This is a genomic window from Streptomyces sp. MMG1121 (assembly GCF_001280015.1).
In the GTDB taxonomy this organism is placed as follows: Bacteria; Actinomycetota; Actinomycetes; order Streptomycetales; family Streptomycetaceae; genus Streptomyces.
In genome coordinates this window covers 23900-40090 of record NZ_LGDV01000074.1, presented here as the reverse complement: position 1 = coordinate 40090, position 16191 = coordinate 23900, and the positions used below count along the sequence as shown (strand labels likewise).

The window sequence follows — 16191 nt, the reverse complement described above, 5'->3', positions numbered from 1 at the left end:
TTGGGTGATGAGTCGCCAGGGCGGTCACATGACCGGCAGAAAGGCCGGAGCGCCGAATTCCATGCGCACGGAAAGGCCGATTCCCGAGAGGCGCCGAACGTTCGTACGCCGACCGCCGTTCGTATCGACGGTGCTGCCTAGACTCCGAAACGAACGATGTGTGAAAGGGGAACGACCATGCACGGGGGCCGCCTGGGACTGGGCCAGGGCACCGCTCTGTACATAGGCGCCGTCCTGGGACCCGGGGTGCTGGCGCTGCCCGCGCTGGCGGCCGCCGCGGCGGGCCCGGCCTCACTGGTCTCGTGGGCCGCCCTGCTGGTGCTCAGCATTCCCGTGGCGGTCACCTTCGCCGCGCTGGGCGCACGGCACCCCGACGGCGGCGGCGTGGCGAGCTTCGTCGCCCGGGCCTTCGGCCCCCGGCTCGCGGCCTGCGTCGGGTGGCTGTTCTACGCGGCGGTGCCGGCCGGCGTTCTGGCCGGTGCCATGGCCGGCGGAAACTACGTGGCCGAGGTCCTGGGGCTGTCGCACCGCGCCGGGTACGCGGCCGCCGCGGCCATCCTGGCGGCTGCCGTCGTCGCCAACTACGCCGGGCTCCAGGTGTCCGGGCGGATGCAGCTGCTGCTCGTCGGCCTGCTGGTGCTGCTGCTCGCCTGCGCGACGGTCTTCGCCGCCCCCCACGTCACGGCGGCCCACTTCACGCCGTTCATGCCCGACGGATGGCTCTCGATCGGCTCGGCCGCCCTGGTGCTGTTCTACGCCTTCAGCGGCTGGGAGGCGGCCAGTCATCTGTCCGCCGAGTTCGCCGACCCCCGACGGCATCTGCCCCGCGCCACCGCGATCACCCTGAGCATCGTCGGTGTGCTCTACCTGGGCCTGTCCATCGTCACCATCGGTGCGCTGGGGACCGGGGCCGGCCGCTCCGACGTCCCGCTGATGCTGCTCATGGAGCGCGGTGTCGGGCCGGGCGCGCGCTGGCTGACGGCGGCGGCGGCCATCTGCCTCAGTCTCGGAGCGGTCAACACCTTCATCGCGGGTGCCGCCCGGCTGGGCGCCGCGCTGGGACGGGACGGCGCCCTGCCCGGCTGGCTGGCCAAGGGCGGGGGAGCGGGCCAGGTGCCGCGCCGCAGTCTCACCGTGCAGGCGGTGCTCACCGGCGCCCTGACGCTGGCCGCGACCCTGCTGAGCGTGCCGCTCGACCCGCTGATGCGTGTCACGTCGGCGTTCCTGGCCGCTGTCACCGTCGCCGGCATGGCCGCGTCGCTACGACTGCTGCCGCGCCGCACGCCGCTGTGGTACGCCGCCTGCGTCGCTGTCGTCTTCACGCTGGTGGTGCTGGCGTTCAGCGGCCGGCTGCTCGTGCTGCCCCTCGTGGTCGCGGCGTGTGCGGCGGTGTACTGGCGGCGCCGGCACGGGCCCGTGACCCGCGCCGGCCGTCCTTGTGCTCAAGAGGTGGGGGAGCCGGCCGCGGCCGCCGCGGCCGCCGTCACCAGTTCGCCCAGCGCGGCCCCCGGCTCGGAGCGCTCGTAGAGATAGAAGTGCCCGCCGGAGAAGCCCCGGTGGACCGCGGGCGCGAGGCAGCTCTCGTCCCAGCGCATCCGCTCCTCCTCCGGCAGGGTGGCGTCCTGGCGCCCGTACCAGACCTGGTGCGGTACGGGCGACGGGCCTGAGGGCGGGCGCGTGTAGGTGTCGGCCAGATGGAGGTCGTGTCCCATCAGGGTGACGGCCGCGTCCACGAAATCCGCGTCCTCCAGCATTTCCGGCTGGACTCCGCCGAAAGCGTGCAGATCGGCGAGGAGCGACTCGCGGCTGCGGGCCAGGAAAGGCCGGTCCGGCATCGGCGCGGTCGCGGCGGTGGAAACGGCCGAACGCGACGCCGACACGATCACCGTGTGTACGAGTTCCCGCTGATCGCCGGGGAGCAGACTGGCGATGTTGTGCGCGAAGAGCGCGCCCAGACTGTGGCCGATCACGACCACGGGCCGGTCGACGACATCCGTCGCATCGACGGAAAACCGTGCGAACGCCTCCGCGTAATCGGCCGCCGGGGCCCGGCCCCCGTCGCCCGCGCGTCCGGTCAGCTCGAAAACAAACGTCTCACAGACGTCGGGGAGACCGCGCGCCAACGGCAGGAATGACAGCGCGGAACCACCTCCGTGATGAAATGCGAGCAAGCGGACCGGAGCATTTCGCTCCCCTATACGGAGATAACTCTTCTCGGCTGCGCACATACCGTTCTCCTTCCAGCGGGCGGTCATGACTCTGCCATCTTTTCCGGCCGGTGTGTCAAGGCGGTCAGCGGAATCATTGACGTTTCCCGAATCTGTACGGCCCGGGTGGCCGGAATCATTCGCCCTGGTCGGCGCGATGTTTGGCCGAGATGTCATCTGTTCGGCACAACGGGTGCAGCGCAAGAAAATTTATGGCCCGAGCCGTGCTGCGGGAGATGCCGGCTGGGAGGAACCTCACATATGAGAGGTCATATCCAGCCGCTTTCCGGCCGACCGGTCAACTTGAAGAACCGGCGTCGAGACTGTGAACATGACGGACGATTCAAAAATCTGATGGACCGCTACAGGCATCTGGGGTAGGCTCGATCCAGCCGATTCACGTGAGACCAGTCTCTGCGTATGCCGCACATCAATCAGCGGGCGTATCTGTCCTCGGCCATTCCCCGTCCCCCAGTCGCCTCCGACCTGGCACATCGCTGCCATTCTCGGCGTGCCGCAGCCGTGGGACACAGGTAGCGGGAAGCCGGATACCAGACGGAAGGATGCTTATGCAGCAGGAATCCTCGGCACGTCGTGTTTCTGTTTTTGACACCACGCTTCGGGACGGGGAGCAGGCCCCCGCGAATGCGATGCGCCCGGAGGACAAGCTCGATTTGGCCCTGCGTATCGAGGCCCTGGGCGTCGACTCCATAGAAACCGGTTTTCCGGCCTCTTCCCCCAGCGAGTTCCAGGCCACCCGGCTGATCTCCCGGCAGCTGACCACCGCACGTTTCGTGACGTTCTGCCGTGCCGTCCGCGCCGACATCGACACGGCCGTCGAGGCCGGCGGCGTGGACAACCACGAGGTCCAGGTCATGGCCACGGGCAGCGATCTGCATCTGACGCACAAGCGGCAGATCACCCGCAAGGAAGCCGTCGACGAGGTGGTCGACGCCGTCTCCTACGCACGGAGTCTCGGCGTGGCCTCGGTCTCGGTGCCCATCGAGGACGCCAGCCGCGGCGAGCACGACCTGCTGCGCGCCATCACCGTAAGCGCCGTGGAGGCGGGCGCCGACTGCTTCGTCATCGGCGACACCTCCGGCTGCCTGACGCCCCAGGAGTACGGCGACCTCATCGCCGCCTTCCGGGAGTGGGCCCCCGCCCCGGTCCGCATCTCGACGCACTGCCACAACGACTTCGGTCTGGCGCTCGCCAACGCCGTCGCCGGACTCCGGGCCGGCGCCGACGAGGTCCAGGCGACACTCGGCGGCATCGGTGAACGGGCCGGCAACACCGCCCTGGAGGAGATCGCCGCGCTGCTCGCCTACAAGAGCGAGGAACTCGGCCTGCGCACCGACATCAGGACCGAGGGCATGTACGAGGCCTACACGGCACTGCGCGAGGTGATCCAACTGGAGGAACCGAGGAACAAGGCCATCTTCGGCACCTACGCCTTCGGCACGGCCGCCGGCGTGCACCAGCAGGGCGTCCTGCGCAACCCGGCCACCTACGAGTACGTCGAGCCCGCGCGCTTCGGGCGGGAGCGCTCCATCCTGATCGGCCGTCACTCGGGGCGCTCCGTCCTGCGCCACCTCCTCGACGAGCTGGGCGTGCAGGTGAGCGACGCGGAGCTGACCGAGCTGTACCGCGTCCACGTCGCCGAGCGCGTCGGCGGGGACTGCGAGGAGCTCTCGGTCGTCAAGGAGCGGCTCGCCCGGGAATTCGCCGTCACGACCCCGGCCGGCCTGGGCGTGTGATGGACAAGCCGCGCACCCTGGCCGAGAAGATCTGGGACCTGCACCGCGTACCGCGTCCGGCCGACGCCACCACAGGCGCCGACGACCTGCTCCACATCGATCTGCACCTGATGCACGAGGTCACCTCGCCGCAGGCCTTCGACGGGCTGCGGCTGACCGGACGCCCGGTCCGCCGCCCCGACCTGACCCTCGCGGTCGAGGACCACAACGTGCCGACGGACACCGACGAGTCGCACGACCCCGTCGGCCGACGGCAGTTGGAGGCCCTGCGCCGCAACTGCGCCGAACACGGCATCGAGCTGTACCGGATGGGCCACGCCCGGCAGGGCATCGTCCATGTGGTCGCCCCCCAACTCGGCCTCGTCCAGCCCGGGATGACCGCCGTCTGCGGCGACAGCCACACCTCCACGCTCGGGGCCTTCGGCGCGCTCGCGTTCGGGGTCGGCACCAGCGACGTCGAGCATGTGCTGGCGACGCAGACGCTGTCCCTGCCCCGGCCGCGCACCATGGCCGCGGAGTTCACCGGGACCCTGCCCGCCGCCGTCACCGCCAAGGACCTCATCCTCGCCCTCATCGCCCGGATCGGTCCCGGCGGCGCCCAGGGACACCTGCTGGAATACCGCGGCGAGGCCCTGCGGACGCTGTCCATGGAGGGCCGGATGACGATGTGCAACATGAGCATCGAAGCCGGCGCCCGGGCGGGGATGTTCGCCCCCGACGAGGTCACCTTCGCCTACCTCGACGGCCTGCCGCACGCTCCGGCCGGCCGGGCCCGGCAGGACGCGCTCGCCCACTGGCGGACCCTGCCGACGGACCCGGGAGCCGGCTACGACCGTACCGTCACCATCGACGTCTCCTCGCTCTCCCCGCAGGTGTCCTGGGGCACCAACCCGGGCCAGACCGTCCCGCTCTCGGGCACCGTGCCGGATCCCGGGCAGTTCGCCGCCCCGGAGGAGCGGGCCGCCGCCGTCCGGGCCCTGGAGTACATGGACCTGAAGCCCGGCACGGCCCTGCGCGACCTGAACGTCGACACCGTCTTCGTCGGCTCGTGCACCAACGGCCGGCTGGAGGACCTGCGCGCCGCGGCCGACGTGCTGCGCGGGCGCAGGCTGGCTGGCGGCACCCGCATGCTGGTGGTGCCGGGCTCGGCCGAGGTACGCCTGCGGGCCGAGGCGGAAGGACTCGACCGGGTGTTCACCCAGGCCGGAGCGGAGTGGCGGCTGCCCGGCTGCTCGATGTGCCCCGGGCTCAACCCCGACCGGGCCGGCGGACGGGAACGGGTCGCCACCACCTCCAACCGCAACTTCGAGGGACGTCTGGGCGGACGCTCCCGCGCCCACCTCGTCTCACCCGCCGTGGCCGCGGCCACCGCGGTGGCCGGACGCCTCGCCGCCCCGGAGGACCTGACGTGACACCACCGCCCCAGCCACTGCGACCTCTCGCGCGCCACACCGGCCGGACCGTTCCGCTGCGCCGGAGCAACGTCGACACCGACCAGATCATGCCCGCCGAGTTCTGCAAGCGGGTGACCAAGTCGGGGTTCGAGGACGCCGTCTTCCACCGCTGGCGGTCCACGCCCGGCTTCGTCCTCGAAGAACCCGGGCGGGCCGGTGCCACCGTGCTGCTGGCCGGGCCCGACTTCGGCACCGGAAGCTCGCGGGAGCACGCGGTGTGGGGGCTGCGCGACTGGGGGTTCGTCGCCGTCCTGTCGTCCAGGTTCGGCGACATCTTCCGGCGCAACGCCCTCAAGAACCGGCTGCTGGCCCTCGCCCTGCCCGAGCCCGCGATGGACAGGCTCATGACGCGCTCGGAGCGGGACCCGTCCTTCGAGGTCACCGTCGACGTCGCCGCCGGCACGGTCGGGGCGGACGGCGACGTCTGGGAGTTCGACCTGGACGAGCGCACCCGCTGGCTGCTGCTCAACGGCTACGACGACATCGCCGTGACCCTGCGCGAGGCCGAGTCCATCGAGGCCTACGAGACGCAGCGGCCGTACTGGCTGCCCTCGATCCGACCGGACCACCCGTCCGTCCCGCGCGCCCGCACAGCTCAGGAGACGACATGACCACAGTCACCGCGTCGCCCCGCACCCTGCCCCGCGGCGCCGCACGCGTCGGCGCCCTGCCCGCCGGCTCCCTCGCGCAACTCCTCCACCTGGGCAAGGAACTGGGCGCCCTGGACCTGGCCGGAGGGGTGCCCGGCACGCCGCTGCCGCCGCGGGCCGCCCTGACCGCCGCCGCCGGACACCTCCTCGACGGCGACAACCAGTACGAGGACACCAGCGGAAACCTCGCGCTGCGCGAGCAGATCGCCGCCGGCCTCCCGGGCGGTCCCGATCCGCGGACCGAGCTGACCATCACCACCGGAGCCTCCGAGGCGCTGAGCATCGCCATGCTCGCCACCGTCGATCCCGGCGACGAGGTGGTGCTCCTGGAGCCGTTCTACGAGAACTTCCTCGCCGCGCTCGCGCTGGCCGGCGGCGTCCCGCGCTTCGTGGGCCTGCGCGCCTCCGACTGGCGCTGGGACCCCGAGGAACTGGCGGCCGCCTTCGGGCCCCGTACCAAGGCCGTGGTCGTCAACTCCCCGGCCAACCCCACCGGACGCACCCTGACCCGGCCCGAGCTGACGGAGCTGGCCGCCCTCTGCGAGAAGTGGAACGTCACCCTCATCTCCGACGAGGTGTACGCGCCGTTCGTCTACGACGACCGGCGCCATGTGTCGGCGGCCGAGATCCCGGCACTGCGGGACCGCAGCATCGTCATCGGCAGCCTGTCGAAGGCGTACGCGCTCAGCGGCTGGCGCATCGGACACCTGCGGGCCTGCCCGGAGATCACCGAGCGGCTGCGCGCGGTGCACCTGGCCACCAGCTTCAGCGCGACGGGCCCGCTGCAACGGGCGGTCGCCGCGTCCGGCGTGCTCACCGACCCCTCCTGGCGACCCGCCGAGCGGCTGCGGCAGTTGCGGGACCGGATGGTCGCCCTGTTCACCGAGGCCGGGCTGCCCTGCCGGGCCCCGGAGGGCGGCTGCTACATCATGGCCGACATCCGTCGGATCACCGACGAGGACTGCGAGAGCTTCGTCCGCTCCCTCGCCGCCCGGCGCCGGGTACTCGTGGTACCCGGACGCTGCTTCTTCCGCGATCACACCATCGACTCCGGACACGTCCGCATCGCCTTCAACAAGAGCACCGAGGTGCTGGAGGAGGCCGAACGCCGGCTGGCCGAGGGCCTGTAACCGCGAGGGCAATGGAGCCCCCGGACGCCCGGCCGACCCTTCTTCCGAGGAGAAACCTGTGACGGCACACACCGCCCCCGACCTCTACTGCCTGGTCAGCGACGACGACGGCACCCCGAGCATCTGGCCCCTCGGCCGCCCGCTGCCGCCCGGATGGCAAGCGACCGGCTTCGAGGGAACACGCGACGAGTGCGTCGCCCACGCGGACACCCTCACCAGCGACGGGCCCGCCCTGCCCGGCGCGCTGCCCGGCAGTCCGGGCACCCTCGTCGAGTTGTTCCGGGCCACGGTGCGCCGGCAACCGGACCGGCCCGCCGTCAGCCACGACGACACCTCCCTGACCTACGCCGAGCTCGACCGGCACTCCGACCGGGTGGCCGCCGTACTGCGCGAGCGCGGGGTCGGCCCGGAGCACCGGGTCGCCTACCACCTCCGGCGCGGCATACCCGTCTTCGTCACCCTGCTCGGCATCCTCAAGGCGGGCGCCGCCTACGTACCGGTGGACACCCGCTACCCCGACGCCCGCCGCGACCTGATGCTGACCGAGAGCCGCCCCACGCTCGTCGTCACCGACCCCGGCGAGAGCGAGCGGGTCCGCTCGGCCGGCACCGACGTCTGGGAGTTCACCCTGGACGGTCCCACGGACCCGGGGCCGGCGCTGCCCGACGTGCACCGGCAGAACGCCGCCTGCCTGCTGTTCACTTCCGGTTCCTCCGGCACCCCCAAGGGCGTGGTGCTGGAGCACCGCAACATCGTGCACTTCGCGACCAACCCCGCTCTGCCCGCCCTCACCCCCCAGGACCGGGTCGGACACGTCTCCAGCCTGTCGTTCGACGCGTTCCACTTCGAGACCTGGTGCGCGTTCGCCGGCGGCGCGGAGATCATGGTGCTGCCCACCATGCCGGACCTGCTCACCGGCGACCTCGGCCGGGAGCTGCGGCGCCGGCGCATCACGGCGATGCTCGTGCCGACCATGGCGTTCAACCACGTGGTCAAGGAGGACCGCGACGCGTTCGCCACGCTGCGGGTGCTGCACACCGGCGGCGACGTCGTCCTGCCCGAGGCCTGCCGCCAACTGCTCTCCGGCTCCTTCTCCGGCAGCTTCCACAACCTCTACGGCCCGACCGAGGGCACGACGGCCTGCTCGGCGCACCCCGTCGAGCCGCTCGCAAAGGGCGAGGACAGCGTGCCCATCGGCCGTGAGCTGGCCGGCACCGACCTGCTCGTGCTCGACGCCGCACTGGACCCGGTGCCCGACGGGACGGTGGGCGAACTGCACATCGGCGGCGCCGGAGTGGCCCGCGGCTACCTCGGCCGGCCCGGACTGACCGCCGAACGCTTCCTGCCCGCCCCGGACCGCACCGGCGCCCGCGTGTACGCCACCGGTGATCTGGTCCGGCGTGGCCCCGACGGTGCGCTCAGGTACGTGGGACGCGCCGACGACCAGGTCAAGATCCGTGGCTACCGGGTCGAGCCCCGCGAGGCCGAGCGGATCCTCGGCCGCCATCCGCAGCTGCGGGAGGTCGCCGTGCTCGCGGCCGGCACCGGCACCGACCGCCACCTGGTGGCGCTGGTCGTGCCGCACGACGAGGTGAACCTCAAGGAGCTGCGCGAGTTCGCGCAGGAGGCGATGCCCGACTACATGGTCCCCAGCTCGCTGATCAAGGTGGCGGAGATCCCCGCCAACGACCACGGCAAGCGGGACACCAGGATGCTCGCCGCCGTCCTCGACGAGCATCTGCGCCACCGGGCGGACCACGTGCCGCCCCGGGACGACACGGAGAAGTTCCTCGCGGAGCTGTGGAGCGAGCTGCTGGCGGTGGAGGAGATCGGCGTCCACGACGACTTCTTCGCCCTCGGCGGCAACTCGCTGCTCGCGTTCCGCATGCAGCGGCGGCTGGTGCGCGAGCTGGCCGTGGACATCAGTGCGCGGGAGATCCTGGTCACCAGTGAACTGGGCGCCCTGGCCGGGATGATCCGCACCAGGCGTGAGGAGCCGGTGACGGCATGAGCACCGTACTGACCATCGATCTGACCGATCCCGACGCGTTCGTCGCCCAGCGGCACTACGAGATGCTGGCCTGGCTGCGGGAGAACGACCCCGTCCACTGGCATCGCACGGACGACGGCGGCGGCTTCTGGGCGGTGACCCGGTACGACGACGTCGCCGCGCTCTACAACGATCACGAGGGCTTCGGCTCCGAGGGCGGCCCCATGCTGGGCGGATCGTTCCGCAGCCAGGCCGACCCGTCGGCGGGACGCATGCTGGTGGCCTCCGACCCGCCGCGCCAGCGGCAGATCCGCCAGGTGGTGCACCGGGCCTTCACCAACAGGATGCTCGGCAAGATCGGCCGCCAGGTCACCGAGCTGGTGGACGCCGCGGTGGACCGGGCGCGCGCCGACGGCGGATGCGACTTCGCCACCGACATCGCGCCCGAGCTGCCGGCCGGAGCGGTGATGGCCATGATGGGTGTCTCGCACCAGGAGGCACGCCAGCTCATCGACCTGACCCGCCAGATGATCGGCTTCCGCGATCCGGTCTACGTCGACACCTCCGACGACGAGCGGCTGCAACTGGCGGTGATCCAGGCCGAGATCTTCGAGTTCTTCGCGGAGATCGTCCGCGACCGGCGCCGGCGTCCCGGCGACGACCTGGTCAGCTTCCTGGTCGAGGCCGAGCGCAACGGCCGGCCGTGGCCGGAGGAGGACATCCTCTACAACTGCATGAACGTCGCGGTCGGCGGCAACGAGACATCCTCGTACACCGCCTGCACGGGCCTGCTGGCCCTGCACGACCACCCGGAGCAGTTCGCGCTGCTCAGGCAGCGGCCGGAGCTGATGGACAGCGCCATCAACGAGATCCTGCGCTGGAGCTCCACCAACGCCTACGTGATGCGGGTGGCCACGGCCGACCTCACGATCGGCGACCGCGAGGTGCGCGAGGGCGACTCGGTCACGCTGTGGAACGTGTCCGCCAACCGGGATCCCGCGCAGTTCGACCGCCCCGAGGTCTTCGACATCAGCCGGTCCCCCAACCGGCACCTGTCGTATGGCATCGGCATCCACCGCTGCATCGGGGCGATGGTGGCCCACACCGAACTGGGCATCCTCTTCCGTCGGCTGACCGAGCCCGGTCTGGACGTCGGTCTGTCCGGTCCCGTCCGGCGACTGCGGTCCAACTTCATCCAGGGCATCACCCGTATGCCCGTCACCTTCGGCTGAACTCCGGCGGCCACGCGCCGCCGGAGCAGCTGACCCCGAGGGACCACGGGAGCCGCCCGTGGTCCCTTCGCCGGCCCCTTCCACTCCGAGGAGCGAATCACCACCATGGCCGTGAGCTGGGTACCCGCGGAACGCACCCACCACTTCGGGACGTCGGTCTTCACCGAGATGACACGGCTCGCGGAGCGCACCGACTCGATCAACCTCGGCCAGGGAGTGCCGGAACTGCCGAGCCCACCGGAGATCCTCCGGCACGCGGCCGCCGCGATCGCGGCCGGCCGCAACCAGTACCCTCCGGCGACCGGACTGCCCGAGCTGAAGGAGGCGGTGGCCGGCCACCGGTTCGCGACCACCGGTGTCAGCTACCGCCCCGAGGACGAGGTGCTGGTCACCACGGGCGCCACGGAGGCCGTCGCCGCGGCGCTGCTGGCCTTCTGCGATCCGGGCGACGCGGTGCTCGCCCTCGATCCCTGCTACGACGCCTACCCGGCCGGTGCCCGGATGGCGGGCGCGCGGATGACCACAGCCCCCCTCTCCGTCACCGCCGACGGATTCGCCCTCGACCCCGAGGCGCTGCGCCGGGCGGTGGGACCGCGTACGCGCGTGCTGCTGCTGAACTCGCCGCACAACCCGACCGGAAAGGTCTTCACCACCGAGGAGCTGGCGCAGATCGCCGCCGTCTGCGAGGAACACGACCTGACGGTGGTCACCGACGAGGTCTACGAGCACCTGGTGTACGACGGCCTGCGCCACGTCTCCCTCGCCGCGCTGCCCGGTATGCGCGAGCGCACGCTGGTGATCTCCTCGGCCGGCAAGTCGTTCAACGTCACCGGCTGGAAGATCGGCTGGGCGTGCGGTCCCGCGCACCTGGTGGCGGCCGTGGCCTCGGCCAAGCAGTACCTGACGTACGCGACCGGTACGCCGTTCCAGGCGGCCGTCGCCGCGATGCTCGCCTCGAAGACGACGTGGGTGGAGGGACTGCGCGACGATCTGCAGCGCAACCGGGACCTGCTGCGCGAGGGCCTGCGGCAGGCGGGGCTGCCCGCCCTTCCCGGCCAGGGCGGCTACTTCGTCCAGGCCGACGTGCGCGGCTGGGGCTACCCGGACGGTGGCCGGTTCTGCCGTGAACTGCCGCTGCGCGCCGGGGTGGTGGCCGTGCCGACCAGTGCCTTCTACCAGAGCGCCGAGGCCCCCGACTGGCTCGTCCGGTTCAGTTTCTGCAAGGACAGGCAGGTGGTGGAGGAAGCGGTACGGCGGCTGGTGGCGGCCCGCTGACGGGCGGCCGGTCCCGCGCCACGGCTCACCACGAGCCGCGGGGCCGCTTCGGCCCGCGCCGGGGCGCGGGACCCTCGGAGTGCGGGACGTTCACCTCCGGCAGCGGGGACAGCAACGGTGTGGGAGCGTGCTGGAAGATCACGATGGTCCGGAACCCGACCACCTCGCGCCGCTGGCTGAGGCGGTCCATGAGGAAGGCGTGCAGAGCCTCGTTGCTCTGCACGGCCACGTGGATGAGGAAGTCGTCGCCCCCGGCGACGACGAAGACACCGAGCACCTCGGGGAGTTGGGAGACCGCTTCCTGGAAGGACGTGATCACGGTCCGGCTCAGGGGCCTGACCTGCGCGGCGACGAAGGCCTGGTAGTTCCTGTTCAGGGCGGCGAGGCTCAGTTGCGCGTGGTAGCCGGTGATCACTCCGCGTTCCTCGAGGGACCGCACGCGTTCGAGCGACGTGGAGGGGGCCACTCCGATCTGCCGGGCGAGTTCCCGGTTGGACTGCCGGGCGTTCAGCTGGAGATGGCGGATGATCGCCGAATCAAGTTCGTCCATGCCGTTCATTGTGGCATGCAGATACTTCAAACGTTCGGCCAATAAGGCCAGTTGGCGTCAATTCGACTACTCTCCGTGCGAACTGACCGGCATGCGGACGGTACTGAGGTGAGAAACCATGCAAACGAAGGTTGCTCTGGTTCTGCGCGAGGATCTGCCGACGGCGCACGCGGCGAACACCTCCGCCGTCCTCGCGCTCTCCCTCGGCGGCAGGATCGGCGACTCGGTCGGACGGGACGGCGAGGACGCCTCCGGCGGTGTCCACCCGGGCCTGAACACCCACCCGATTCCCGTGCTGACCGCGTCCGCCCAGGAACTGCACCTGCTGCTGGAGCGGGCCCGTACGACCGAGGGCGTCCAGTTCGTGTCCCTCACCGAAACGGCGCGCAGGGCACGCGACTACGAGGACTACCTCACCGATCTGAAGGCCACCGGGGCCGAGGAGCTGGAGTACCTGGGCGTGATCGTGCACGGCCCGAGGAGCAGCGTCTCGCGGCTGACCCGGCGCTTCTCGCTGCTGTGAACGGCCCGACGAGTTGGCCGGTTCAGGCTTGAAGCGACCGTGTCATGGGCACGCACCACCTACCGGCATCCACTGCCGGATCGTACGGACTGGTCGTACGGACTGGAGGAGGCGTCATGGACCGTCGTATCCGAGTACGTGTCAGCCGGCGTCCCGCCCGCCCGCGCGAGCAGGAGATCGACCGCAGGACCCCGTCGGGGCGGATCCTGCCGTACTGACCGCCGGGCCGCCCGGGGGCGCTGTTCACAGCGGTGCTTGCCAGGTGACCGTCGTCCCCTCCGCGCCCTCCCCGTCGTCGTACACCGTCAGCCGTACCGCCGCCCGGCCGTCCTCCAGTGTCGCCGTCGCGTCCACCGTCACCTCGATGCGGGAGACGTCGCGGTGGCGGGTCGCGGTGGCCAGGGCCCGGCGGAGCGCGGTGAGGAGCTGGGCCGCGGTCCGGTCCGGGACACGGGCGTCGACCGGGCCCAGGAAGCGGGTGGACGGCTGGAAGCCGAGAACCGCCGCCGCGCCCGCCGCCTCGCGCAGGACCTTGCCGCGGAAGGTGGTCGGGGCCTCGGCGGGCGGCTGTTGCAGGGCGAAGATCGCGGTGCGGACCTCCTGGACGGTCGACTCCAGTTCGTCGACCGCCTTTCCCAGCATCTCCTGGACGGCCTCGACACGGGCCCGGCGCTGGGCCGCCTGCAGCATCATGCCGGTCGCGAACAGCCGCTGGACGACCAGGTCGTGCAGATCGCGGGCGATCCGGTCGCGGTCCTCGTACACCGCGAGCCGCTCCCTGCGGTGCTGGGCGCCCGCGAGGACCAGCGCGAGTGCGGCCTGGGAGGCGAACTGCGTGGCCAGGCGCCGTTCCACGGCCGTGTACGGGCGCCCGCCGCGCCGGCGCGGCAGCGCGAGCGTGCCGATGAGCTGCCCGCTCGCCTGGAGCGGCAGCATCATGCTGGGCCCGAACCGGTGCCGGACACGGGTCGTCATACGGGGATCCGTCGCCGAGTCCTCGATGAACACCGGCTCCCCTCCGAGCAGTTGCTCCAGCACCGCGCTGCCCGGCTCGATCGTCGTACCGATCAGCTCCCCGGGGTCGTCGTGGGTGGACGCCGTCACGATCTCCATACCGCCCTCGGGCGTCGGGCGGAGGATCACCCCGGCGGAGGCGTCCGCGAGCAGCCGGGCCCGCTCCGCGACCGTCATCAGCGCGTCCGCGGCGCTCTCGCCGCTCAGCAGCGCGGTCGTGACGGCCGCCGCGCCCTCGATCCACCGCTCGCGCTGCCGGGCCGTCTCGTACAGCCGGGCGTTGCCGATCGCGATGCCCGCCTGGGTGGCCAGGACGCGCAGGAGCTGTTCGTCCTCGGGCGGGAACGGGCCGCCGCCCCGCTTGTCCGCCAGACGCAGCCGCCCGAACGGTTCGCCGCCGACCAGGATCGGCACGTCCAGGCCCGTCACCTCCGCCACCGGACGCGTCGCCGTACGGATCTCGGCGAGCCCGTCCTGGCCGGGATCGGTGGTGGTGAGCGCCGCGTACCGGGCGCCGGTCAGCTCGGCGGCGCCGTCCACGATGCGCTGCAGCGTGGTGCGCAGTTCCAGCTCGGAGCCGACCCCCAGGACCGCGTCGAGCAGCGGCGGCAGGTGCGGGACGGGATCGGCGGCCATCCGAGGCGCCGTACCGGGCTCAGGCGGCCAGCGGGTTCAGCACCAGCGGCTCGATCCGGCCCTCCAGCATCGCGCCGATGCCCTGGGCCGCGCAGATGTCGGGCCGCTCGGCGATGTGCACCGGCATCCTGGTCGCCTGCCGCAGCATCTGGTCGAAGCCGGGCAGCAGCGCGGAGCCGCCGACCATCATGATCCCGCGGTCGGCGAGGTCGGCCACCAGGTCGGGCGGGCAGCCGCGCAGCACCTTGCCGATACCGTCCAGGACGGCCGTCAGCGGGGTCTGGATCGCGTCGCGTACGGCGGCGGTGTCGACCTGCACGCTGCGCGCGAGCCCGGTGGCCACGTCCCGGCCGTGGATCTCCGTGGAGGCCGGGCCCTGCGAGGTCAGTCCGTTGCCGGACAGGGCCAGTTGCAGCGGTCGTACGGACTGGCTCGGCAGTATCAGCTCGTGCTCGTGCCGCAGGTGCTGCACGATCGCGTGGTCCACCGCCTCGCCGCCCACCGGGATCCGCTCGGCCGTGACGATGGAGCCGAGGGAGAGGACGGCCACCTGCGTCGCGGCCGCCCCGCACACCATGATCATGGTGGCTTCGGGGCGCTCGACGGGCAGTCCGCAGCCGACGGCCGCGGCGATGAGCGTGTCCACCAGCTCGACCCGGCGCGCGCCCAGCCCGACCAGCGTCTCGATGGTCGCCCGCTGGGCCAGCGGATCGGTGTCGTGCGGGGTGCAGGCCGCGGCGCGCAGCCGGAGATTACGGCGCAGGGCCCGGCGCATCTTGTCGCCGAGCAGCTGGCGCAGCATGCGCTGGGCCATCTCGATGTCGACCACCGTGCCACCGGAGATGGGCCGGACGACCCGAATGTAGCTCGGGGTGCGCCCCGTCATCCTCTCCGCGAACTCGCCGACGGCGATGAGCGCGCCGGTACGCGTGTTCACGGCGGCCGCCGAAGGCTGGTCGACGACGAGACCGGCGCCCTTCACGTACACCCGGGTGCGAGCCGCGCCCAGGTCGACGGCGAAGTGGCAGCGGCGCAACTGCTCCAGACTGACGGTCACGGCGAACCTCCCGGATGCACGGGCCTCGGGGCGCCCGGCCGGTTGGCGGGCCTCTCACACTGCATCCTGTGCGGGCCGCGGCGGCGGGCGCCTGCTGGAGGGGGCCGGGTGGGGTGCCGCTGAATGGGGGGTTTCGGGCGCGGCTCACCGCTCGGTGGTGGACGCGGGCCCGGATTCCCCACTCACGGCGGCCGCTGTCCGGGCCGTCGGCGCGGCCGCCGTCCCCGTCGTCGGCTCCGGCTGTGCCTTCCATCCCAGGCGGACCACCAGCTGGCCCTCCGCCGCGCCCTTGGCGATGATCGCGCCGGCCTCCGCGGTCAGCTTCACGCCGAACTCCAGCTCGACCGAGTCGGGGCGCAGGCTGCCGTCCCGGAAGACCCGCAGCGCCGACTGGGCGGCGGCGCGTACGCCGTCGAGGGCGCCCTCGAAGGTGCGGGCGGTCCGCTCCAGCGTGCCGTCCTCCCGCCCGACCGGCAGGTTCCCGCCCGTAGGGTCCGTGGCCTCCATGACGACGACGGCCCCGTCCTCGGTCGTGAACTCCAGCAGTCTGCTCATCCGTCCCCCTCATGCCTTTCCCTCATTGTCGGCCGAGGGGAGGAAGATGTCCGCCTCAACGTCCGTGGTTCCCACGACAGTTGGCGGATTGCCGCCACGGCGGCTTTCCGCCCGCACCGGTCAACACCGTGGCAACACAACGCACCTGACACTCGTCCCAG

General features: G+C 71.8%; 14 protein-coding genes. 9 read left to right on the top strand and 5 right to left on the bottom strand.

Features of this window, described 5'->3' with window-relative positions; all coding sequences use genetic code 11:
* The first annotated feature begins 177 nt into the window (after positions 1–177).
* Positions 178–1527: an APC family permease gene (locus tag ADK64_RS08195; RefSeq protein WP_063789872.1), complete on the top strand. Its 1350-nt coding sequence runs from the start codon at positions 178–180 to the stop codon at positions 1525–1527.
* Here ADK64_RS08195 and ADK64_RS08190 read toward each other — a convergent pair.
* Entirely contained in the window at positions 1443–2123 is a 681-nt protein-coding gene (locus ADK64_RS08190) for a thioesterase II family protein (protein ID WP_053656563.1), read from the bottom strand. The genes ADK64_RS08195 and ADK64_RS08190 overlap by 85 nt on opposite strands.
* Before the next feature lie 647 nt (positions 2124–2770).
* Between ADK64_RS08190 and ADK64_RS08185 the strand changes: the two genes are divergently transcribed.
* From ADK64_RS08185 to ADK64_RS08155, 7 genes are all read left to right on the top strand, one after another.
* The gene (locus ADK64_RS08185; RefSeq protein ID WP_053656561.1) at positions 2771–3964 is read left to right on the top strand and encodes a LeuA family protein; all 1194 of its coding nucleotides are present in this window, start codon (positions 2771–2773) and stop codon (positions 3962–3964) included.
* On the top strand, positions 3964–5376 hold the full coding sequence (leuC, locus tag ADK64_RS08180) for a 3-isopropylmalate dehydratase large subunit (protein ID WP_053656741.1): 1413 nt from the start codon (positions 3964–3966) through the stop codon (positions 5374–5376). Before ADK64_RS08185 ends, leuC begins: the two co-directional genes overlap by 1 nt.
* Before the next feature lie 17 nt (positions 5377–5393).
* Positions 5394–6029, top strand: coding sequence for a 3-isopropylmalate dehydratase small subunit (gene leuD / locus ADK64_RS08175; protein ID WP_053656739.1), 636 nt, complete (start codon positions 5394–5396; stop codon positions 6027–6029).
* The gene (locus ADK64_RS08170; RefSeq protein WP_053656559.1) at positions 6026–7198 is read left to right on the top strand and encodes a pyridoxal phosphate-dependent aminotransferase; all 1173 of its coding nucleotides are present in this window, start codon (positions 6026–6028) and stop codon (positions 7196–7198) included. The genes leuD and ADK64_RS08170 overlap by 4 nt, the downstream gene beginning before the upstream one ends.
* A 58-nt stretch (positions 7199–7256) precedes the next feature.
* Positions 7257–9209 carry an amino acid adenylation domain-containing protein gene (locus ADK64_RS08165; protein WP_159046193.1) on the top strand — a complete coding sequence of 651 codons (1953 nt, stop codon included), beginning with the start codon at positions 7257–7259 and terminating at the stop codon, positions 9207–9209.
* On the top strand, positions 9206–10420 hold the full coding sequence (locus ADK64_RS08160; RefSeq protein ID WP_053656557.1) for a cytochrome P450: 1215 nt from the start codon (positions 9206–9208) through the stop codon (positions 10418–10420). The genes ADK64_RS08165 and ADK64_RS08160 overlap by 4 nt, the downstream gene beginning before the upstream one ends.
* Before the next feature lie 105 nt (positions 10421–10525).
* Positions 10526–11695 (top strand): aminotransferase class I/II-fold pyridoxal phosphate-dependent enzyme, encoded by a 1170-nt coding sequence (locus tag ADK64_RS08155; protein ID WP_053656555.1) that lies wholly within the window; start codon positions 10526–10528, stop codon positions 11693–11695.
* Between the two features lie 25 nt (positions 11696–11720).
* On the opposite strand, the gene ADK64_RS08150 is transcribed toward ADK64_RS08155, so the two are convergent.
* Positions 11721–12245 (bottom strand): Lrp/AsnC family transcriptional regulator, encoded by a 525-nt coding sequence (locus tag ADK64_RS08150; RefSeq protein WP_053656552.1) that lies wholly within the window; start codon positions 12243–12245, stop codon positions 11721–11723.
* 118 nt (positions 12246–12363) lie between these two features.
* Between ADK64_RS08150 and ADK64_RS08145 the strand changes: the two genes are divergently transcribed.
* Entirely contained in the window at positions 12364–12768 is a 405-nt protein-coding gene (locus ADK64_RS08145) for a DUF2000 domain-containing protein (protein ID WP_053656550.1), read from the top strand.
* Between the two features lie 243 nt (positions 12769–13011).
* On the opposite strand, the gene ADK64_RS08140 is transcribed toward ADK64_RS08145, so the two are convergent.
* From ADK64_RS08140 to ADK64_RS08130, 3 genes are all read right to left on the bottom strand, one after another.
* Positions 13012–14418, bottom strand: coding sequence for a GAF domain-containing sensor histidine kinase (locus ADK64_RS08140; protein ID WP_053656548.1), 1407 nt, complete (start codon positions 14416–14418; stop codon positions 13012–13014).
* A gap of 19 nt (positions 14419–14437) precedes the next feature.
* Positions 14438–15475 carry a rod shape-determining protein gene (locus tag ADK64_RS08135; protein ID WP_053656546.1) on the bottom strand — a complete coding sequence of 346 codons (1038 nt, stop codon included), beginning with the start codon at positions 15473–15475 and terminating at the stop codon, positions 14438–14440.
* Positions 15476–15619: 144 nt separating this feature from the next.
* Positions 15620–16030 carry a CU044_2847 family protein gene (locus ADK64_RS08130; RefSeq protein ID WP_053656544.1) on the bottom strand — a complete coding sequence of 137 codons (411 nt, stop codon included), beginning with the start codon at positions 16028–16030 and terminating at the stop codon, positions 15620–15622.
* Between the last annotated feature and the right edge of the window lie 161 nt (positions 16031–16191).